The 22,648-nt window shown below is 52.7% G+C and carries 16 protein-coding genes; 13 read left to right on the top strand and 3 right to left on the bottom strand.

Annotated features, from left to right (window positions below; genetic code table 11):
• Positions 1-252: 252 nt before the first annotated feature.
• Together gltB and KNP95_RS05855 are read left to right on the top strand one after the other, a co-directional pair.
• Positions 253-4,692 (top strand): glutamate synthase large subunit, encoded by a 4,440-nt coding sequence (gene gltB, locus KNP95_RS05860; protein WP_214836064.1) that lies wholly within the window; start codon positions 253-255, stop codon positions 4,690-4,692.
• Positions 4,689-6,140 carry a glutamate synthase subunit beta gene (locus tag KNP95_RS05855; protein WP_214719678.1) on the top strand — a complete coding sequence of 484 codons (1,452 nt, stop codon included), beginning with the start codon at positions 4,689-4,691 and terminating at the stop codon, positions 6,138-6,140. The genes gltB and KNP95_RS05855 overlap by 4 nt, the downstream gene beginning before the upstream one ends.
• 149 nt (positions 6,141-6,289) lie before the next feature.
• Here KNP95_RS05855 and KNP95_RS05850 read toward each other — a convergent pair whose 3' ends face one another.
• The 3 genes from KNP95_RS05850 to KNP95_RS05840 form a co-directional block, all read right to left on the bottom strand.
• Positions 6,290-7,609 (bottom strand): Na+/H+ antiporter family protein, encoded by a 1,320-nt coding sequence (locus KNP95_RS05850; protein WP_214719677.1) that lies wholly within the window; start codon positions 7,607-7,609, stop codon positions 6,290-6,292.
• Positions 7,610-7,754: 145 nt separating this feature from the next.
• Entirely contained in the window at positions 7,755-8,468 is a 714-nt protein-coding gene (locus KNP95_RS05845) for a YebC/PmpR family DNA-binding transcriptional regulator (RefSeq protein ID WP_138859483.1), read from the bottom strand.
• Positions 8,469-8,547: 79 nt separating this feature from the next.
• Positions 8,548-8,994 carry a MarR family winged helix-turn-helix transcriptional regulator gene (locus KNP95_RS05840; RefSeq protein WP_138859482.1) on the bottom strand — a complete coding sequence of 149 codons (447 nt, stop codon included), beginning with the start codon at positions 8,992-8,994 and terminating at the stop codon, positions 8,548-8,550.
• Between the two features lie 386 nt (positions 8,995-9,380).
• Between KNP95_RS05840 and adhE the strand changes: the two genes are divergently transcribed.
• The 11 genes from adhE (at position 9,381) to KNP95_RS05785 (ending at position 22,595) form a co-directional block, all read left to right on the top strand.
• Positions 9,381-11,972, top strand: coding sequence for a bifunctional acetaldehyde-CoA/alcohol dehydrogenase (gene adhE / locus KNP95_RS05835; protein ID WP_214836062.1), 2,592 nt, complete (start codon positions 9,381-9,383; stop codon positions 11,970-11,972).
• 311 nt (positions 11,973-12,283) lie between these two features.
• Positions 12,284-13,303, top strand: coding sequence for a zinc-binding metallopeptidase family protein (locus KNP95_RS05830; RefSeq protein WP_214836060.1), 1,020 nt, complete (start codon positions 12,284-12,286; stop codon positions 13,301-13,303).
• 103 nt (positions 13,304-13,406) lie between these two features.
• Entirely contained in the window at positions 13,407-14,318 is a 912-nt protein-coding gene (locus tag KNP95_RS05825) for an alpha/beta hydrolase (protein ID WP_214832735.1), read from the top strand.
• 139 nt (positions 14,319-14,457) lie between these two features.
• Complete coding sequence (locus tag KNP95_RS05820) at positions 14,458-15,204, top strand: DeoR/GlpR family DNA-binding transcription regulator (protein ID WP_029595570.1); 747 nt, start codon at positions 14,458-14,460, stop codon at positions 15,202-15,204.
• Positions 15,201-16,130 (top strand): 1-phosphofructokinase, encoded by a 930-nt coding sequence (gene pfkB / locus KNP95_RS05815; protein WP_214791395.1) that lies wholly within the window; start codon positions 15,201-15,203, stop codon positions 16,128-16,130. The genes KNP95_RS05820 and pfkB overlap by 4 nt, the downstream gene beginning before the upstream one ends.
• A complete protein-coding gene (locus KNP95_RS05810; protein WP_214836058.1) occupies positions 16,127-18,034 on the top strand; it encodes a PTS fructose transporter subunit IIABC in 1,908 nt (635 codons plus the stop codon). Before pfkB ends, KNP95_RS05810 begins: the two co-directional genes overlap by 4 nt.
• Positions 18,035-18,167: 133 nt before the next feature.
• Positions 18,168-18,689: a GNAT family N-acetyltransferase gene (locus KNP95_RS05805; RefSeq protein WP_214719670.1), complete on the top strand. Its 522-nt coding sequence runs from the start codon at positions 18,168-18,170 to the stop codon at positions 18,687-18,689.
• Between the two features lie 185 nt (positions 18,690-18,874).
• On the top strand, positions 18,875-19,426 hold the full coding sequence (locus KNP95_RS05800; protein ID WP_214836056.1) for an alpha/beta hydrolase: 552 nt from the start codon (positions 18,875-18,877) through the stop codon (positions 19,424-19,426).
• 195 nt (positions 19,427-19,621) lie between these two features.
• A complete protein-coding gene (locus tag KNP95_RS05795) occupies positions 19,622-20,140 on the top strand; it encodes a hypothetical protein (RefSeq protein WP_214836055.1) in 519 nt (172 codons plus the stop codon).
• A 54-nt stretch (positions 20,141-20,194) separates the two neighbouring features.
• Positions 20,195-21,055 (top strand): SDR family NAD(P)-dependent oxidoreductase, encoded by an 861-nt coding sequence (locus KNP95_RS05790; protein ID WP_214836053.1) that lies wholly within the window; start codon positions 20,195-20,197, stop codon positions 21,053-21,055.
• Between the two features lie 61 nt (positions 21,056-21,116).
• Entirely contained in the window at positions 21,117-22,595 is a 1,479-nt protein-coding gene (locus KNP95_RS05785; protein WP_251138497.1) for a class I adenylate-forming enzyme family protein, read from the top strand.
• Positions 22,596-22,648 lie beyond the last annotated feature (53 nt).

Below are 22,648 nucleotides of genomic sequence, written 5' to 3'. Positions count from 1 at the left end.
TTTGGTTATCGCTTTTCCTTGTGAATATTTAAGTTCTTGTGAACCTATATACTAATATATTTGATGGATAATTATTCTTTATAGATTATAAGTGGTTTTCATAAATAGCTTGATAAAGCTAATGAATCCGCTTTCAATTATGACTTTGACGATTTGTGTTATGCAGAATAGTATACAACCCACTTGATTTATCAGAATATTTAGAACAAAATAAAATTTACGAAACAAGATCGAGAGAGAGGGGTTGATTCGATGAAGCGAACAGGCTTGTACGATTCACGATTCGAAAAAGACGCATGTGGCATTGGGCTATATGTCAACCTAAATGGAGAGAAAAAACATGACATCGTTAGTAAATCGCTGTCGATGCTCTGCAAGCTAGAACATCGTGGCGGACAAGGGGTCATCGATGCGGGAGACGGCGCGGGCATCATGACCGAGCTGCCGCACGAACTGTTCCTGGAGACGATGAATTTGCCGACGCCAGGTCGCTATGCAGTCGGAATGGTCTTTTTCCAACCGGATGAGTCGAGACTTCGGGACAAGCAACGTCAGATGGAAGCAATCGCCGACGAATTCGATTTTGCGACCATCGCCTGGCGCGAAGTCCCGGTCAATCCACATGCGATTGGTGAACATGCCCGCGTGACACAGCCGACCATCTATCAATGGTTCGTCTCGTGCCCGTTCGCGGACTATGACTCGAACGAGCGGACGCTCTATCAGCTCCGGCGGATGATTGAAAAGACCGAAGCGTTGAACCTGTACATGCCGAGCTTGTCGACAAAGACGATCGTCTATAAGGGGATGCTCACGCCGGAACAAATCGAGCGCTTCTATCTCGATTTGCAGGCGCCGTCCTTTAAGAGCACGTTCGGCATCGTCCATTCCCGCTTCTCGACGAACACGTTCCCGTCATGGGAACGGGCGCATCCGAACCGCATGATTGTCCATAACGGGGAAATCAATACGCTCCGTGGCAACATCGATGCGATGCGGGCCCGCGAAGGCGTGACCTCGACCGATTTGTTCGAGGATGTGAATCAGCTGTTCCCGGTCCTCCAAGAGACGGGGAGTGACTCGTCGATGCTCGACAACGCTTTCGAGTTCTTCACCCGGACCGGGCGTTCCATCGCCCATACGGCGATGATGCTCATCCCTGAGCCGTTCGCGGAAGTGAAAATAGACCCGTTCAAAAAAGACTTCTATCAATATCATTCGTCGATCATGGAGCCTTGGGATGGACCGACTGGTGTCGTCTTCACGGACGGCCGTCAAATCGGTGCCATCTTGGATCGGAACGGACTGCGGCCGATGCGCTATATCGAGACGCTCGATGGCGAGCTCATTTTATCGTCAGAGAGCGGCGTCATCCCGGTTCAAGCCGAGAACGTGAAGTCGAAGCAACGACTTCGTCCCGGGCAACTGTTGTTAATCGACTTGGAGTCGAAACGACTCATCCCGGACGCGGAAATCAAACAGACGATTGCACGGGCCGAGCCGTACGGCAAATGGTTGAAGCAGATGACCGAGCTCAGCGATGGACCGGTCGACGAGCCGTTCGTCGCCGACCTGCATCGGAAGCAGCGTGCGTTCGGATACACGAAAGAGGACATTGAACAATATCTCGTCCCGCTCATCCTCGAGAAAAAAGATCCAATCGGGTCGATGGGACATGACCAACCGGTCGCGGTGTTATCCGAGCGGCCACGTTCTTTGTTCCATTACTTCAAACAGCACTTCGCCCAAGTCACGAACCCGCCGATCGATGCGTTGCGTGAGAAAATCGTTACGGCGACATTCACATGGCTCGGGCCACAAGCGAACCCGGTCCATAACGGCCGTGGTCACGCCCGTCGCGTCTGGCTCAAGCACCCGTTCCTCGATGCGGCCGCGCTCGAAAAAGTGAACGAGACGTTGCGCGTCGAACGGGTCGATACGTCATATACGCACGATTTGGAGGCTTCGTTAGAGGTGTTGTTCGGGCGAGTCGAGGGGCTCATTCGTGACGGCGCCGACGTCATCGTCTTGTCGGACCGCAACATGAACGAAAATATGCTCGCCATGCCGGCGCTTCTCGTATTGAGCGCCGTCCACCAACATTTGATTCGCGTCAATCTACGGGCATCATGCAGTCTCGTCGCCGAGAGCGGCGAAGTTCGTGAAGTCCATCAAGCTGCCGCCTTAATCGGTTACGGCGCCGACGCCGTCTACCCATATCTCGCCTATGCGACCATCGCCGAGGCGATCGAGGCGGGCCAGCTGTCCTACTCGTTCGACGAGGCGGTCCGCCGCTATCAGACGGCCTCTGTCGACGGCATCGTCAAAATCATGTCGAAGATGGGCATCTCTACCGTCCAAAGTTACCGTGGCGCCCAAATCTTCGAGGCGGTCGGCATCGACCGCGCCTTGATTGAGCGTCACTTCCGCGGTACGACGTCACAGTTGTCCGGTGTCGGTTTCACCGAACTTGAAGACGAGTCGCGCCGGCAGCACGAATCCGCCTATAAACGCGAACGACCACTCGAGGCCGGGACCGACTTCCAGTGGCGCGCCGATGGGGAAGAACACGCCTTTAATCCGAAGACGATTCACCTCTTGCAACGAGCCTGCCGCGAGAACGAGCGCCGGTATTACGATGCCTACGTCAAGCTCCATGAGTCGTCAGGTCAATTCTTGCGCCAATTGTTCTCCTTTAAACAACAGGATGCAATTCCACTCGACGAGGTCGAGTCGGTCGCATCGATTGTCAGTCGGTTCAAGACGGGAGCGATGTCGTTCGGTTCTCTATCGAAAGAGGCCCATGAGACGCTTGCCATCGCCATGAACCGAATCGGTGGCAAGAGCAACTCCGGGGAAGGCGGGGAAGACCGGAAGCGGTTCACCCCTGATGAGGACGGCAGTGAACGCGTCAGTCGTATCAAGCAAGTCGCGAGTGGACGTTTCGGCGTGACGGCCGAGTACTTGTATCACGCCGATGAGATTCAAATCAAGATGGCGCAAGGGGCGAAACCGGGTGAGGGCGGACAACTGCCGGGTAACAAAGTTTACCCATGGGTCGCCGAAGTGCGCGGCTCCGTCCCAGGTGTCGGACTCATCTCGCCACCACCGCATCACGACATCTATTCGATTGAAGATTTGGCGCAACTCATCTTCGACTTGAAGCATGTCAATCCGAACGCGAAAATCAGCGTCAAGCTCGTCTCGAAGTCGGGCGTCGGGACAATCGCGGCCGGTGTCGCCAAGGCGAACGCCGATACGATCGTCATCAGCGGCTATGACGGCGGGACCGGGGCGTCGCCGAGGACGTCAATCAAGCATACGGGACTCCCGTGGGAGCTCGGTCTGCTCGAGACGCACCAGACGCTCGCGTTGAACGGGCTCCGGGGTCGCGTCACGCTCGAGACTGACGGCAAACTCATGACCGGGCGCGATATCGTCCTCGCCGCCATCTTCGGGGCCGAGGAATACGCGTTCGCGACGGCACCGCTCGTCGTGCTCGGTTGCATCATGATGCGGGCGTGTCACCTCGATACGTGTCCGGTCGGTGTCGCGACCCAAGACCCGGCGTTGCGTGCGAAGTTCATGGGCAAGCCCGAACATGTCGTCAACTTGATGACGTTCCTCGCCGAGGAAGTACGGGAGATTTTAGCCTCGCTCGGGGCGACCTCGCTTCGTGACGTCATCGGGCGGACGGACTTGTTGGAGGAGAGTGCCTGGAAACAAGCTCATCCGAAAGCGAAAACGCTCGACTTGACGCCGATGCTGTCGATTCCGACGGCTTTGCCGGAGAAAGAGGAATTGGCCCATCCGGCCTATCAGTCTTATGATCATCGCAAATTGATTCCGGCCGTCTCCCGTTCCATCAAATCGCTCCAACCGACGTTCTTCGTCGGGCGCGTCCGCAATACGGACCGCGCCGTCGGAACGATGCTCGGCCATGAAGTGACGAAAGTGCATGGCAACGTCGGACTCGCCGAGGACACGATTTCACTCCGTCTCAGCGGTTCGGCCGGACAAAGCCTCGGCGCCTTCTTGCCGAACGGGATCACCATCTCGGTCATCGGTGACGCCAACGATTATGTCGGCAAAGGCCTGAGCGGTGGAAAGCTCGCCATCATCGCAGAGAAACATGCCCCGTTCGAAGAGAGTGAACAAGTCATCGCCGGTAACGTCTGCCTGTATGGCGCGACATCAGGGATGGCGTTCTTCAACGGTCATGTCGGAGAACGGTTTGCCGTCCGGAACTCCGGTGCCGTCGCCGTGACTGAAGGCGTCGGCGACCATGGCTGTGAGTATATGACCGGTGGCACGGTCGTCGTCCTCGGGGATATCGGGCGTAACTTCGGTGCCGGGATGTCGGGCGGGGTCGCCTATCTGTACGGGGACCAAGCGTACGAACAGCTCGTCAACCAAGAACTCGTCTCGGTCGACCGTGAGTTGACCGACGAGGATGCCGAACAAATTTATGCACTGCTCGAGATGCACCAGTTCCATACGGACAGTGTCAAAGCGAGAGCTGTGCTCGAGGCGTTCGAGCAAGAACGCAAACGCTTCGTCAAAATCGTGCCGCGTGACTATGCGAACGTGCTTGACGTCATGCGTCACATCGAGGCGACGCGTCCGGAATTGAGTGACGCCGACCGCGCCCTCGAACTATTCCGTGTCGTGACTGAAGGAGGGGGAGTATGAGACATAAATTTATCGATATCCCACGACAGACATTGCCGGAGCGCTCAGTCGTCGAACGGGTTCATGATTATAAAGAATACGCTTCCCGCATGGAAGACGGACCAATCGTCAAACAAGCCGAGCGCTGCATGGATTGCGGCACCCCGTTCTGTCACGTCGGGGATATGATTGGACAAGAGACGATCGGTTGCCCGATTCACAATTTGATTCCGGAGTGGAACAAGCTCGTAACGGATCAGGACTGGTATCGAGCCTATGAACGGTTGATGGAGACGAATAACTTCCCGGAGTTCACGGGTCGTGTCTGTCCGGCGCCGTGTGAAGGATCTTGTACGCTCGGTATCAGCGAAGACCCGGTCGCCATCAAATCGATTGAGCGGACGATTATCGACCGCGCCTTCGAGGAAGGCTGGGTCAAACCTCGTCACGTCGTGAAGCGGACCGGACGCCGTGTCGCCATCATCGGCAGCGGGCCGGCCGGGCTCGCAGCGGCCGATCAGTTGAATCAGCTCGGCCATGCGGTCACGATTTATGAGAAAGCGGATGAGGCGGGTGGCCTGTTGTTCTATGGCATCCCGAATATGAAGCTCGAGAAAGATGTCGTCCGACGTCGTGTACGTCTGCTTGAGGCGGAGGGGATTCGCTTCAAGACGGGCGTGAACGTCGGGACCGATGTGACCATCGAGTCACTTCGTCACACGTACGATGCCGTCATTCTCGCCACGGGAGCTCAAAAACAGCGTACGCTCGGCATCGATGGGGATGATGCCACAGGCGTCGAGCCGGCGATGGATTATTTGACCGAGTCGACGCGTTCGCTCGGCGGGAAATCGCTCGACGCTCGATTCGACGCCAACGGGAAAGACGTCATCGTCATCGGTGGCGGGGACACGGGCGCGGACTGTGTGGCGACGGCGATCCGTCAAGGAGCCAAGTCGGTGACGCAGTTCGGGAAGCATCCGGAGAAAGGCATGTTCCGGGCGCCGGAGAAGCCATGGCCGCTCCAACCGGACACGTTATCGACCGATTACGCCTATGCGGAAGCAATCGAACACTTCGACCGTGACCCGCGCACATATTTGATTCGCTCGAACCGGGTCATCAAACAAGGGGACCGGGTCGTCGGGATTGAGACGGAGCGGATGGAGAAAATCGTCAAACCGGACGGAAAGGCGACGTTCTTCGTCGTCGACGGTTCGGTCGAGACGTATCCAGCCGATCTCGTGCTTGTCGCCATCGGATTCGAACGACCGGAGCGTGAACTCCGGAAAGTCGGCATCGAGGCGAACCATGACTATACGTCGAACGTCGAGGGTGTGTTTGTCGCAGGGGATGCGAGACGGGGACAAAGCTTGATTGTTTGGGCAATCCGGGAAGGCCGCGAAGTCGCGGATACCGTCGACGGATACTTGAACACTTGTCAACAACAGCTAAAAACTTCATCATAAAAAGGAGCGACGATTTCGTCGCTCCTTTTTACATGGACATTTAGGAGGAATTAGCAATGATTATCGAGATCCTCATGTATACCGGGATTTGGTTCTTACTCGTGCTCGTCTTGCTCGGCACGATTTACGCTCGGCGCAATCGGAAGTGATTACAGTACCATGGCGGCAATCAAGCCGAAGATGATGAGCGGGATATTGTAGTGGAGGAACGTCGGCCACACCGTCTCACGCAAGTGATCGTGTTGACCGTCGGCGTTCAAGCCGCTCGTTGGTCCGAGTGTCGAGTCACTCGCCGGGCTACCGGCGTCACCGAGTGCACCGGCCGTCCCGATGATGGCGATTGTCGCCTCGACCGAGAAACCGTATTGGATGCAGAGCGGGACAAAGATGGCTGCGATAATCGGAACCGTCGAGAAACTCGAACCGATGCCGAGCGTGATGACGAGTCCGACGAGGAGCATGACGAGTGCGGCCACGAATTGTGAGTCACCCATAATGCCGCTCGCACCACTGACGAGCGGTTCGATGGCACCGGTCGCGCGAATGACGGCGGCGAAACCGCTCGCTGCGATCATGACGAAACCGATAAAAGCCATCATGCGCATGCCGCTCGTGAAGATGTCATCGGCCTCTGACCAAGGGATGAGGCGAAGCAACGTCAACAAGATGAGTCCTGTGACGGCCGAGGCGATCATCGACTCGGTCTGAAGCTGTACGACGAGCACGACGAGGATGACAGCGGCCGTGAGCCAAATCTTGAGCGGGCTCAACGTCCGGACCTCATAGTCGCTTGGTCCGAGTTGAATCGTCTCATACGAACGCGGCTTCCGATAGTGGAAGAAGGCAGTGATGAGACCGACGAGCATTCCGAGCGCCGGGATGGCCATGATGCTGACGATGTTGACATCACCGACGGTCATGCCGTTCGTTTCCACGTTCGGCAGCAAAATCTCGTTCAAGTAAATGCCACCGAATCCGACCGGGAGTAACATGTACGGGGTGACGAGACCGAATGTGAGAATCGTCGCCACGAGCCGGCGGTCGAGCTTCAACTCGTTAAACAGCACGAGGAGCGGCGGGATGACGATCGGGATGAACGCGATGTGAATCGGTAGCGCGTTTTGTGAACTTATCGCTAGAAGTAATAAGAACGATAGCAATAGCGCCTTGACCCGTGTCACACTTTTGCCAGTGACGTCGCGTCCTGACATGCTGATTAACTTTTCAGCCAGGATGTCTGGGAGTCCAGTTTTTGATAGACCGACGGCGAAGGCGCCGAGCAACGCGTAACTGAGGGCGATTGTCGCACCTCCGCCGAGCCCGTCACTGAAGGCGGTCAACGTCTCATTGAATCCGAGACCTCCGACTAGACCACCGACGACGGCGGCAAGGATGAGTGACAAGACGATGTGCACGCGACTGATCGCGAGCGCGAATAATACGATAACAGCTAATAAGACAGCATTCATCATTTCCAACACCTTTCATTCAAAACTCTTTCTCTTGTTATCACTTTAATATGATAAAGACTTTTGAAATTTAACATACGTGTTTCGGGTTGTCAAATCGATTGTTCAAAAAAAGCGATAACTCCGAAAAGTTATCGCTCGTTCGTCATCCTTCAACGTTATGGTATACCTGGCGCACGTCTTCGAGGTCTTCGAGGACGTCGAGTAGTTTTTCAAACTGTTCTTTCGACTCGTCGTCGAGGGTAATCTCGTTTTGGGGCAGCATCGTCAACTCGGCGACTTCAAACGTCTCGATGCCTGCTGCTTTGAAGGCAGTCTGGACGGCATGGAACGCTTCTGGTTCCGCATAGACGATCACCGTCTCATCTTCTTCGATGACATCACGGACGTCGAGGTCGTGCTCCATCATGAGTTCGAGTACATCGTCGGCAGACATGCCGTTGACACCGATGACGGCCGTCGCGTCGAACATGTAAGCGACCGACCCGCTGACACCCATGTTGCCGCCGTTTTTACCGAAAGCGGCGCGGACTTCAGACGCCGTCCGGTTGACGTTGTTCGTGAGCGTGTCGACGATGAGCATCGAGCCGTTCGGTCCGAATCCTTCATAGCGGAGCTCGTCGAAGTTCTCTTCGTCGCCGCCCTTCGCTTTGTCGATAGCACGGTCGATGATTGCGCGCGGGACGTTGTACGTTTTCGCTCGTTCGACGACGAACTTGAGTGCTTGGTTTGATTCTGGATCTGGTTCCCCTTGACGGGCGACTACGTAGATTTCACGGCCGAACTTCGCATAGATGCGACTCGTATTGGCGTCTTTTGACGCCTTTTTCTCTTTAATGTTGTTCCATTTACGACCCATTACATGTCATCTCTCTTTCCATTGTTCGATTGATTCATCCTCGATTATATAAGAAGACGTGGATGTTGACGAGCAAAAATCATCCCTCGCTTTTATCCATCTTCTCGACGATCTCCGTCAACGTCTTCAAACTGTCGATCAGGCGGTCCGTCTCTTCCTCGTTCAGAAACGCGAGACGGTCCTCGAACAGGCGACGGAACGAATCGCGACGCTCGCGGAGGACGAGTTCGCCCTTTTCGGTCAGTTGATTCCAGATGACGCGGCGATCGCGTTCGTCCGGGACGCGGGTGATGTAGCCCTCATCGACGAGCTTCGTGATGAGCGGCGTCACGTTCGGCGGGGCAATCGATAACGTCTCACTGATGTGTCCGTTCGTGACCGCGCCTTCATCTTCAATCAACATGAGGAGATGAAAGTGGGAAAAGTTTAAGTTTGGGATTTGCGGAAGGTCGGAACGACGTAACAACTTCCGGCGAATAAATGGGATCAGTTTCACGAACTGATCGGCTGCGTCTTGTCTCGGCATAATCATGTCACTTCCTAATTAGGTTCTTTCTTCATTATACACGACCGAGCGCAGGGTGGACGACCAATCCTCATCCCGTGACATTTTGCACAGCGCATTCGCCCCATCATGGACACAACGTATGTAAGCGTTTTCATATCGCATATACTTTATTTTCATGAAAACGCATTCGATTTTACTGAGCGACATATGAAAAAGCAAGCCCTATCCTCATTCCCCTGAAAAATATTGTGAAAGAGTTCACATTGTTGTCACGCACAAAATGCGAGAAACGTTGTATTCTATGAATGTGAAGGAAAGCACAAACTCTTCTCGAACCAATTGATTGCCCCGTGCTCTCCATCAAGTCAACAGTATAAGCTCTCATTCATGAGGAGGAAACCAACATGGCAGTTAAAGAGAAAGCAGTAGTAGAAACATCAGCAGAACAGATGGTCGACACGCTCGTCACTAGAGCCCACACGGCGCTCGAGACATTGATGACGTTCGACCAAGAGAAAATCGATGCAATCGTTCAAGCGATGGCGCTCGCAGGTCTCGAACAACACGTCGCCCTCGCGAAACATGCATATGAAGAAACCGGTCGCGGTGTGTTTGAAGATAAAATGATCAAAAACATCTTTGCGACAGAATATATTTATAACTCACTCCGTGGCGAGAAGACGGTCGGCGTCATCGAGGACGATGAGCAAAACGGTATCACGTACATCGCGGAACCAGTCGGAGTCGTCGCCGGGGTCACACCGGTCACGAACCCGACATCAACGACGATGTTCAAAGCAATCATCGCCATCAAAACACGTAACCCGATCATCTTCGGTTTCCACCCGTCGGCACAACAGTGTTCAAGTGAAGCGGCACGGATCCTTCGTGACGCAGCCATCGAAGCGGGAGCTCCGGAACACTTGATTCAATGGGTCGAAAAACCGTCACTCGACGCGACGAAAGCGCTCATGAACCACCCAGGTGTTGCCATGGTCCTCGCAACTGGTGGAGCGGCGATGGTCAAATCAGCCTACTCGACTGGTAAACCAGCCCTTGGCGTCGGTCCTGGTAACGTTCCGGCCTACATCGACAAAACAGCAAAAGTGAAACGCGCCATCTCGGACGTCATCTTGTCGAAAACGTTCGACAACGGCATGATCTGTGCATCTGAACAAGCGATTATCGTCGACCAAGAAGTGTATGAAGAAGTGAAAGCGGAAATGACGGCGCTCGGTTGCTACTTCTGCTCACCAGAAGAGAAAGCGAAACTCGAGACACTCGTTATCAAAACAGACTCTTGTGCGGTCAACCCGGAAATCGTCGGGAAGCCGGCAGCCTGGATCGCCGAACGAGCTGGACTCACAGTCCCGGCCGATACAAAAATCTTGATCGCCGAACTCGAGACGGTCGGTGCGACAGAGTTGCTCTCACACGAGAAACTCAGCCCGGTGCTCGGTGCTTATAAAGTCCAATCGCGTGAAGAAGGATTTGCCATCGCTGAGAAGATGCTTGAAATCGGTGGTCTCGGACATACGGCAGCGATCCACTCGACTGACGACGACGCCATCCTCGCCTTCGGACTCCGGATGAAAGCTTGCCGCATCATCGTCAACTCGCCAACGGCACACGGTGGGATTGGTGACCTCTATAACGAAATGACACCATCACTCACACTCGGTTGTGGGTCGTACGGTAAAAACTCCGTCTCTGAGAACGTGACGGCGAAACATCTACTCAACGTGAAAAAGGTGGCGAGACGTCGCGTGAATATGCAGTGGTTTAAAGTCCCAGAAAAGATTTACTTTGAGAAAAACTCGGTCCAGTACCTTCAATCGCTCACATCGAAAAAACGGGCAATGATCGTTACCGATGAAATGATGGTCAAACTCGGATTTGCCGATAAAGTCGTCAAAAACTTGCCAGCTGGCGTCGAGTACCGCATCTTCGACCAAGTCGAGCCAGACCCGTCAGTTGAAACGGTGATGCGCGGTGCCGAAGCGATGCGCCACTTCCAACCGGACATGATTATCGCTCTCGGCGGTGGATCACCAATGGATGCCGCGAAAGGCATGTGGCTCTTCTACGAACGCCCAGAAGAGAAGTTCTCGAACCTTCGCCAAAAATTCATGGATATCCGCAAGCGGACGTACAAGTTCCCGACGCTCGGTAACAAGTCGATGTTCGTCGCCATCCCGACAACATCAGGCACGGGTTCTGAAGTGACACCGTTCACGGTCATCACGGATAAGAAACGCAACGTCAAATACCCGATCGCTGACTACGCGATCACACCGGACGTCGCCATCGTCGACCCTGAGTTCGTCATGACGGTCCCAGCATCAATCACGGCCGATACAGGAATGGACGTGTTGACACACGCCATCGAAGCGTACGTCTCAGTCATGGCTAACGATTATACAGACGGACTCGCGCTTCGTTCGATGAAGATGATCTTCGATTACCTCCCGAAAGCGTATGAGAACGGAAGTGACGCCGAAGCGCGTCAGAAAGTCCACAACGCATCGACAATGGCTGGTATGGCGTTCGCGAACGCGTTCCTCGGTATCAACCACTCGATCGCACACAAAATCGGTGGCGAGTTCCACGTCCCACACGGACGGACGAACGCGATCCTCATGCCGCACGTCATCCGCTACAATGCGACACGCCCATCGAAACTCGCGGCGTTCCCGAAATATGAGTCATTCATCGCCGACGAGCGTTACGCAGAAATCGCGCGCTACCTCGGACTTCCAGCCAGCACAACGGAGGAAGGCGTCGAGTCACTCATTCAAGCTGTCATCGAGCTCGGTCAGCGCTTGAACATCAAGCTCTCGTTCAAAGCCCAAGGCATCAAGAAAGCGGAGCTCGACGCGAAAGTCGACAAGATGGCAGTCGACGCGTTCGAAGACCAATGTACGACGGCCAACCCGAAAATGCCGCTCGTCGAAGAATTGAAAGAGATCATGTACGCTGCATACGAAGGTGTATAAGTCTTGCACCGATCAAAACGGTTTCCCTCATTCAGAGGGAGGCCGTTTTTTGTGAAAAAGAAATATACAATTGTCAGATAACTTAATATAATAGGATAATACAACCATTTATTGATGAGTTTTTTTTCATGGAGATACGCAGATGACAATTATGTACAGCTTACTGTCGGCACTATTTACCGTTTTTCTTTATTTCAATCCGCTCTCATCAACAAGTCCTTATGAGACGGCTGAATATTTTGCGTCACAAGATCGGATGCAGATAGTTACGATAGTTTTGAGTTTTTGACACATTTGGTACAGAGCTAGAAGTGAGTGCGAAGCGTATCGTCCATTACGTCCAGCGCTCTACTTATTGGACGGACATTTATCTAGGCGACGATTATTTTGAAGGATACTCGAGCATGGCGCTCGAACAGGAGATCGAAGGTGAACTTTTACATATGAACTGGGATGACCCCATCGAACAAGTAGAAGGCAAAGTGATCGTGTTGCCGATGACAGACACTTCTCTCGAAAAGTCGCATACGGCCTATACGTCAGATTATTACGGGGTCATCGATAATGATGAAGCGGCCAACCGTTACTTAGGTAAACTCGCTGAAGCAGGGGCAGCCGGTTACGTCATTACACCGCATCCAAATGAACCGGATGAGAGCGGCTTCGTGATTGTTTCCTATACATTACCAATTGGGGGTACCGGAATCGATGGAGAGGCGGCCAAAGCTTTTCGTGATGGCGAAATGATTGTCATCGAACCGTACCTCGAAGAAATACCGTATATAGAGTATGTACAACAAGGGGAAGGGGATGAAGAAATTGTCATCATGTCTCGCCTTGACGCTTCGTGGAAAGGGGATCATGTCCTATCAAGCGTTAGTGGGTCTCCCATCCTTTATCATTTTTTAGAAAAGATGGACGGTGTGAAAACCGATGCCACAATCCGCTACGTTTTTTTAAATGGTAGTGGGTTTGGAGAAGAGGCAAGTGATGACTATCTCGCTCAATTGAAAGAGCGTCAACCATCGTTGAAGACGATTCTGCAGTTAGATGCCATGGGAACGGGGGACGACCCACTTTACATTCGAACGATTGGGATGAAACGCCACTCCTTTTTAGAGACAGAACCGTTCGAAGCACTTGATGTGACGATATTAGGCAGTTCAAGTCTGGACAGCTACGGAGAAGCTGACTTACCTCTAGCCGTCCTGAGCGATTCGCGGTTGGCGGTTTATGACTTGCATACTGAATACGATAATCTAGATCGTCTATCCAATGAAGTGATGGAAGAGCAAGTTGAATGGCTGAAGCAGTGGCTGATTACTCAATGAAACGATTTTCCCCGAGACGTTCCTAATAAGAACGTCTTTTCTTTACGGATAAACACTCGTCCTCTCTTAAATACTTCGGTATGATGAAAGGGGAGGCGATACAATGGAACGACAACTGAACGTGACAACGAATTATGGACAACTGGCCGGTACGTGGATGACCCACGGCGAACCCCGTAAGACGGTCGTCCTGCTCAGCGGGAGTGGGCCGAGCGACCGGGACGGCAATCTTGGACCATCCCAATTCGGCACATATAAAAAGTTGGCCGAGGCGCTCTTTGAGATGGGTGTCAACGTCTACCGCTATGATAAACAAGGCATCGGTGAATCGGACGGTGATTTCAATAAAGTCGGGCTGCACGATTTGGTTACAGATGCGATCACCGTCGTCAACGCCATCAAACAGGAGCCGGACGCAGGTGACATGTATGTGCTTGGTCACAGCGAAGGGGCAGTGATCGCCCCGGCGGTCCAGCTCGAGACGAACGCGGCCGGACTGCTTCTTCTTGCCGGATTCAACGATTCCTCGAAGAAGATGTTCTTGCTGCAAGCCGACGCACTCGCAACTGAAGTCGGTTCGGTGAAAGGACTCAAGGGCGTGTTCTATCGATTGACCGGCGTCCCGAAGAAGATTCGCCAGCGCCAAGACGATTTGCTCGAACGGTCGCTGCGGACGAACGTCGCCGCCTTCAAGTACCGCGGCCAAGTCGTGAACGCCAAATGGATTCGCGAGCATGCGTCGTATGACGTCCGCGAGCGACTCGAACATGTGCGGGTCCCGGTGCTCGCCCTGACCGGTGACCGCGATGTCCAAGTCCCGCCGGAGCATGTCCACTCGATTCGGACGAAAGGGGACATCGACAGCCACATCATCCACAACATGAACCACTTGCTCGTCGAACGGACGAGTCCGCATGCGCTCCTCACATTGCATAAGGAATATCGAAACGCCATTGAGGCACCGCTTCATCCCGAACTCATCCGCCGATTGAACGATTGGTTGATGAAACGATAACGAACTGTCAAAAACGGTCACTAAGTGACCGTTTTTTATGTTATAATTGTGAAAACGTAAAAAAAGATGAATGTTTTTGAATGTTTATGATTGTTTTTTAAATGAAAACGCTTTATATTAGAGCTACGGAGGGAATATGATGTTAACGAAGCAACGACATCAACTGATTTTGCAACGTCTGTCGGAGCAAAAGATTGTCAAATTGAAAGAATTGGTCGAGTTGACGGCATCGTCGGAGTCGACGATTCGCCGGGATTTGACCGACCTCGAAGCAGAAGGTTATCTCGAACGGGTACACGGCGGCGCAACGCTCGTGGCCCGCTACGAAGAAGAGCCGACGTTCGAGGAGAAACGAGATCAGCACGTCGATGAAAAAGTCGCGATTGCACGGAAGGCCGCGACATTCATCGAAGACGGGATGTCCGTCTATCTCGATGCCGGGACGACGACGCAAGCGATGGTTCCTTTTTTAGATGGAAAAGACGTCATCGTCGTGACGAACAGTTTACCAATCGCCAACGACTTGTTCGACCTCGATATCAAGACGTTCGTGATCGGTGGTGAGTTGAAACGGTCGACACAGGCACTCGTCGGCTATAACGCTCGGGAGAGCATGATGAACTATCGGGTCGACCTCGCTTTTCTTGGCATCAATGGCGTCGACCTAGAGGCCGGGTACACAACCCCAGACCCGGAAGAGGCACTCGTCAAAAAAACAGCAATCGAACTGGCTCGCGAGGCGTACATTTTGGCGGACGATTCAAAATTCGGGAAACGTTCGTTCAGTCGGGTGGCTCCGCTCGAAGCGGCTACACTCGTCACATGGAGCGACTCGACAAGCGTCAGTTCAATTCAATCAATCACAAAGGTGGTGAACGCCCAATGATTTACACGTTAACACTGAACCCCTCAATCGATTATTACGTGACGCTCCCTGAAGTCGTCCTCGGTGAAGTCAACCGGATTCAAGAGACGACGCAGCGGGCCGGAGGAAAAGGCATCAACGTCGCGTTCGTCTTACGTGAATATGACGTCGACACAGTCGCGTTAGGATTCGTCGGCGGCACGACGGGAGACTTCATCAAGAAGGCGCTGACCGACAAGGGCGTCCAAACCGATTTCGTCGAAGTCGATGGTCAGACGCGCATCAACGTCAAGATTCGAGCGCAAGAAGAGACGGAATTGAACGCGAGCGGCCCGGTCATCTCGGACACGGAACTTGAACGGTTGACGCGTCAGTTCGATCACGTTCAACCGGGCGACATCGTCGTCCTCGCCGGAAGCATTCCGGGCAATCTGCCGGATACACTCTACCGCACGCTCGCTGAGACGGTGCGGGCAAACGGTGCCGAGTTCGTCGTCGATACGACGAAGGAAGCGATGCTCGAAGTCCTCTCACTCAATCCGCTCATGATTAAACCGAACCACCATGAACTTGGTGAACTGTTCGATACAGACATCGAGACGTTCGAACAGGCGCTCCCGTATGCGGAGCAGTTGGTCGAACGCGGTGCCCAAAACGTCATCGTCTCATTCGCCGGTGACGGTGCGATGCTCGTCAACAGTTCAGGCGCCTATACGGCGAACACACCGAGCGGCAAACTCGTCAACTCGGTCGGAGCAGGCGATTCACTCGTCGCCGGATTCGTCGCCAACATTCTCGACCACGACGCAACCGAAGCGTTCCGCTATGCGGTCACGACCGGCAGCGCGTCTGCATATACGTTCGGGCTGTGCACAAAAGAAGACGTGGACCGCCTGGTCGGCGAAGTCAGCGTCATCCCACTATCTCGATTGGAGGAAACAACATGAACATCACGGACCTTCTTAAAAAGGACACGATTCAACTGAATCTCCGCAGCCGTTCGAAAGCCGAAGTCATCGAAGAACTCGTCGACGTGCTCGACCGCGCTGGCAAACTATCGGATCGTAACGGCTACCGCGACGCCATCCTCGCACGTGAAGCACAAAGTACGACCGGACTCGGTGAAGGGATTGCCATCCCGCACGCGAAGACGAAGGCCGTCAAACAACCGGCCATCGCCTTTGGACGCTCGGAAGGCATCGATTACGAAGCACTCGACGGCCAAAACAGCCGCTTGTTCTTCATGATCGCCGCTGGAGAACACGCCAATAACGAACACTTGGAAACACTCTCGAAATTATCTGTCTTCCTTATGGATCCAGCGTTCCAAGAACGTCTCTATGCAGCCACGTCAGAAGATGACGTCATTCGGGCCATCGAAGAAAAAGAAGCGGCTGAGGCGGCTCCTGTTGCTTCGAAACCGGTTCAAGCCGATGCACCTTACATCCTTGCTGTCACGGCTTGTCCAACGGGTATCGCTCACACGTACATGGCCGCCGATAGCTTGAAGCAGAAAGCGGAAGCGATGGGTGTCGATATCAAAGTCGAGACGAACGGTTCGACCGGCGTCAAGAATGAATTGACAGCGGCTGATATTGCGAAAGCGACAGCCATCATCGTCGCGGCTGATAAAGCCGTCGAGATGGATCGTTTCGCGGGTAAACACGTCATTGAAGTCCCGGTCGCCCAAGGGATCCGGAAGCCAGAAGAGTTGATTAATCGTGCTGTGAAACAAGATGGACCGGTCTATCAAGCGACTGGGAAGTCAGGTCAGCAAAAAGAACAGCGCACCGGTATCTACAAGCACTTGATGAGCGGGGTATCTGCGATGCTTCCTCTCGTCGTCGCTGGTGGTCTCTTGATTGCCCTCAGTTTCTTCTGGGGCATCAACTCGGCTAACCCGGATGACCCGTCATACAACGAATTCGCCGCCCAACTCATGACAATCGGTGGCGCAGCGTTCGGCTTCCTTGTTCCGATTCTTGCTGGTTTCATCGCGATGTCGATTGCCGACCGTCCAGGTCTCGCACCAGGTCTCGTCGCCGGGGCACTCGCCAGCCAAGGGAACGCCGGATTCCTCGGTGGACTCATCGCCGGTTTCCTTGCCGGTTATGTCGTCCTCTTCTTGAAGAAAGCGCTCGCGAAGTTGCCGGCCACACTTGAAGGAATCAAGCCAGTCCTGTTGTATCCGTTACTCGGCTCATTCATCTCTGGGATGATCATGTTGCTCGTCGTCAACGAACCAATCGCTGCACTCATGACATGGTTGATGGACACACTCAACGGCATGAGCGGAGCGAACGCCATCTTGCTCGGTGTTATCGTTGGTGGAATGATGGCCGTCGATATGGGCGGTCCAATCAACAAGACAGCCTACGTCTTCGGTACAGCGGCACTTACTGCCGGTAACCAAGAAGTCATGGCGGCCGTCATGGCCGGCGGGATGGTGCCACCACTTCTCGTCGCACTCGCATCGACTGTATTCGCCCGTCAAAAGTTCTCGAAACAAGAACGTGAAGCCGGGAAGACAGCGTATATCATGGGAGCCTCGTTCATCACAGAAGCGGCCATTCCGTTCGCAGCGGCCGATCCGATTCGGGTATTGCCGTCAGCGATTCTCGGATCAGCCATCGCTGGTGGATTGTCAGCCTTCTTCGCCATCCAATTGCCAGCGCCGCACGGTGGAATCTTCGTCTTCCCACTCCTTGAAGGAGCTGGAAACGTCGCTATGAGCATGGGTCTTTACGCCCTTGCGATTCTTGCGGGAGCCTTGATTGGAGCACTTCTCCTCTCATTCTTGAAAAAACCATTGACGGAGACGCAAGCTACAACAACGCGTAACGTTGCTTGACCAGTACGACCGTAGGATTTCCTACGGTCGTTTTTTGTCAAATGATTGTCAGTCAAATCTGGAAGAAGTCTGATTTCGATTGGGTGATTTGTGGTAAAATACTTGTAAAACTTACGCTAAGGAGGGGGTACGGATGCTCGTACGGAAAGCCGAGCCAAAAGACGCTTACGGGATTGCGCGGGTGAGGGTGAACGGATGGCGCACAACCTATCGGGGAATTGTGCCGACCGACTTTCTCTTGAAGCTCGGTTCGAACGCGATCGAGTGGTCTGAAAAGGTCCGCAGCGCCCTCGCGAAACGAGAAGTCGAAGGGTTTGTCGCCATCGTCGAAGAGGAAATCGTCGGGTTCGTTCTTTACGGGGAAGAACGGACGGGCGAATATCCGGACCATCCGAATGAGATTTATGCGATTTACATTCTAGAGGACCATCAGCGTAACGGGATTGGTTCGCTATTGCTAGAGCGAGCGATTCAAGCGATGTCGAATCACGGGCTCATCATTTGGGCGCTCGAATTGAACCCTTACCGCACGTTCTATGAGCAACGTGATGGGCAGGTCATCGATGCGAAAGAGCGTTTATTCGGGGAACTCGCTCTGCGCGAAGTCGCCTACGGGTGGACAAAAGGGAATCACGACGCCATCGTCGGCGCATGAACGGACGCGGCCTGAGCGGGTCGCGTCCGTTTTTATAAATAAGGGGGATCATCATGCAATAACAGACAACTAAGCTAAAAGGATTTGACGGGATTGAAGTCTCGTATACTTTGTTGACGCAGGACAGGCCATCGCGGCAACTCGCGATTTTACTACCGGGGTTTCGGTATTCGACCGCTGCCCCGATGTTCCATTTTACAACGAGCTTGCTCTTAGAACGCTCAAGCGATATTTTGGAAATCAACTACCAATATTACCGTGACGACTATGCGCACATCGATGACATCGACGACGTCGTCCGTCACGATGTGCGGACGGTCATCGATCATGTCTTATCGACACATGAATACGAAGCATTCGTCTTCGTCGGGAAGTCGCTTGGTACCGTCGCGCTAGACCATGAGTTGACCCGTCCCATATTCCACGAGGCACATGTCATTTGGTTGACGCCGCTCCTTGGACGCGAGGATGTGACACAGACGATGAGGACGACCCGGGCATCTCAACTCGTCGTCATCGGTGACAAGGACCATTGTTATACGGCGAATCGGGTAGACGCGTTAGCGGCCATCCCATCGCTCAAGACGCACCTGCTCATGGGAGTGAACCATGGGCTAGAGAGGGATGTCGATACGTTCGGTACGATTGAGGTTCTACAGGAAGTCATAGAAGCAATTGATGCGTTTTTACCGTCTAAGCTGACGACAGTGAGGTCTCCGTTTCTCAAGACGGAGTGATTTATGATGAAGCGGCGTATCGATTACATGTTAATAGACCATCAACGCAACGGGGTTGGCTCAATCTGCGCGAAGTCGCCTACGGGTGGACGAAAGGGGATCACGACGCCGTCGTCGGCGTATGCTCGGACACGACTCAACCGTTGTGTCCGTTTTTTAGACTGCCAATATTTAAAGAACAGGCCAGGTGACTAGATGAACATCTATAGCGTAACCAAATATCATCCTGAAACGAGAGGTGAGATTGACGAATGGACCGAAATCTCTGACATCAATCGAACGTTTGACGGAGTCGTCTTCACATTGGAGGAATATCTCCGCGTGGAATCGAATTACGTCAAAGCGATTGAGCAAATCATGTTCTATTTAGGCGTAAAGACATTGACCGTCTCCTATCTAGAACGACGCGACTATGACTATCGACCTTTTTCGCAACACGCGTTCAATGAGCTTTATCCGATCCGGATGAGAGAACTTCGTAAAAAAGTGAAGCCAGGAAAGGTCATGTCCCGAGACCAAGTCCCGAACATGTTTCGCCTCATGTTCCGGAATACGCTTTATGCCGAGTTAGAGTATAAAGAGAATGAGTCAGACAAACAATACACGTTCAAGGTGTTCTTCGGATACGACTATATGATGGGGGTCCATTCGGTAAAAGATTTGTCGCCGCTTCGAGACGAGCTGTTGCATTTGGATATGTATCTCGAACATTAAGTCAACAGTGATTCCTGATTCAATCACAATATTTTATAAAAAGGTGCTGGCTATATGCATAACTACACGCTTTTGGAGAAGTTTCTATTTTTATCGCCTTCCTTTCATTTCGAAAAGATGAAACAAGAAGTGGACGGGAAGACGGTCCTAATCACTGGAGCGAGTTCAGGAATCGGCAAGGCGTTCGCCTATCTGTTAGCGGATACGACTGCGCACCTGATTCTAGTGGCCCGCAGCGAAGCAAACATGAACGCCATGAAAGACGACATTGAACAGGTTTCAGCCCGTGTGACGGTATTCCCGGCAGATTTGCGAAACGAAGAGGAACGAATCGAATTGCTGGCATTTCTGAACCAATTGCCGGACGGATTAGATGTTGTCGTCAGCAACGCCGGCATCTCCATCAACCGTCCAATTGTCCAATCGCTGGATCGTTACCATGACTTCACACGTACGATGGCACTCAATTATTTTGCCCCGGTCCAGTTATTGCTCTCGCTCATTCCGATGCTTGCCCAAAAGAACGGACAAATTATCAACGTCTCTACAATCAACGTCTTGCTCTTGCCTGTACCTTACTGGGCTGCCTACCAGGCGTCTAAAACCGCGTTTGATACGTGGTTGCGCTCGGCGGAGCCGGAACTGAAAGTCAAAAACATATACACCACTTCGATTTACTTGCCGCTCGTGAGGACACCGATGATCGAACCGACGATTGCTTATCAGAACTCTCCCGCCATGTCACCGGTTCACGTGGCGGAAATGATTGGTCACGCCTTGTATACGAAACGGAACGTCTATAAACCGTGGTGGCTGATTCTAGGTCAATGGGCTTCAGTCGTTTTCAGGTCACCGTTATCCTTTATCGTTCTCAAGTTAGTCAAGAAAAAGGAGCGTGACAGAAGCAATGTTTAATTTGTTGAACATATTGTCGCAGCTCAATTTTCTTTCCTTATCGAACTTAGGACGTCTTTGCTTGGCAATCCGTCAAAACGGTGTCAACCTGATGCTTCTTTTTGCATTGACGGAAAAGACAGGCGGCCAAAAGATTGCTTTGGTGGATGGTCGGGGAACAATCAATTATGAGGAGTTGAAGAAGCGCTGTGAACATCTAGCTTCTCTTTTAGCAGAGAGGTATGGGATTGTGAAAGGCCATAAAGTGGCGTTCTTCTGTAAAAACCACGCGTCGTTCGTGCAAGGCATTTTTGCTGCATCGCGGCTCGGCGCAGATGTATATTTGCTCAATTGTGCCATGAGTCAACAGCAGTTCGACCGGCTCGTACAAGAACATCTCTTCGACTTCCTGATTTACGACGAAGAATTTCGTGGATTGATTGAAAAATCGTCCTATCAGCATGCAAAACTCGTCAGTTATCATGAAACGCAAGAATCCATCAACAGGTTGTCAACGTCGGCTTCACACCAAAAAGCCAAACTGACGGCTTCATCCAGCGGAAAGATTGTGCTGTTGACCGGTGGCACGACTGGGAAGCCGAAACAAGTGATTCACCGTCCGTCCCTGTTTAACTTCCTCCATCCGTTTGCGGCTTTACTGAACCGATTGCAGCTGCCAACCTACAATACGGCCTATATCGCCACGCCGATTTACCATGGCTATGGGATCGCTGTCCTATTATCCTTTCTTGCTCTGGGAAAGAAAGTTGTCATGCAAGAGAGCTTTGATGCGAAACACGCATGCGCCCTCATTCGGCAGCATCAAGTCGAAGTGGTCACGGTCGTTCCTTTGATGGTCCATAAAATATTGAAGCACGACCAAGAAGCGCTTGGTTCCTTGGCTTGCATTGCGTCTGGGGGTGCAAAACTAAATCCGGTTTTAGTGAGTGAAGTAACCAATCATCTGGGGAATGTCTTATACAATCTATATGGGACGTCGGAAGCCGGTTTGAACATCATTGCGACACCTGAAGATTTATATGATCATCCAGACACGCTCGGAAAAGCAATTCCGGGAAACCGATTGCAGGTCGTGATGGACGGAAAAGAAGTTGGACCGGGTAGAATCGGTCAATTTTGCATTCGGAATACATGGTCCATGAAAAATAGCCCAGACCTCTGGATTGAAACGGGCGATATGGGTTATCGGGACGAGAACGGGTATTATTTTTTATGTGGACGGACAGACGACTTGATCATTTCAGCCGGCAACAACATCTATCCGTCGGAAATCGAAGCTGCGCTGTGCACCCATCCGAGTGTCGAAGACGTCGCTGTCATCGGTGTAGACGATGTCTACGCTGGCCAAATTCTGAAGGCATACGTCCAATTATATTCTGATAAACAAATGACTGAAGAAGCACTTTTGAGCTGGTTACGCACACGAGTGGCAACCTATCAAATCCCTCGAGAAATCGCTTTCGTTAAAGAGCTGCCCTATACGTCTTTAGGCAAGTTGGACCGAAAACGAGTTCAATCAATGACTCGTATCGAGGGCTGAGAACTGGTGATTGGGTACGCGAATAGTTGATAGAGAATTCAATAACGACATGT

Origin of the sequence: Exiguobacterium sp. s36 (assembly GCF_018618345.1) — a bacterium.
GTDB classification, from domain to species: domain Bacteria; phylum Bacillota; class Bacilli; order Exiguobacteriales; family Exiguobacteriaceae; genus Exiguobacterium; species Exiguobacterium chiriqhucha.
The sequence above is the reverse complement of the archived record's forward strand: the minus strand, read 5'-3'. Positions and strand labels throughout refer to the sequence as shown.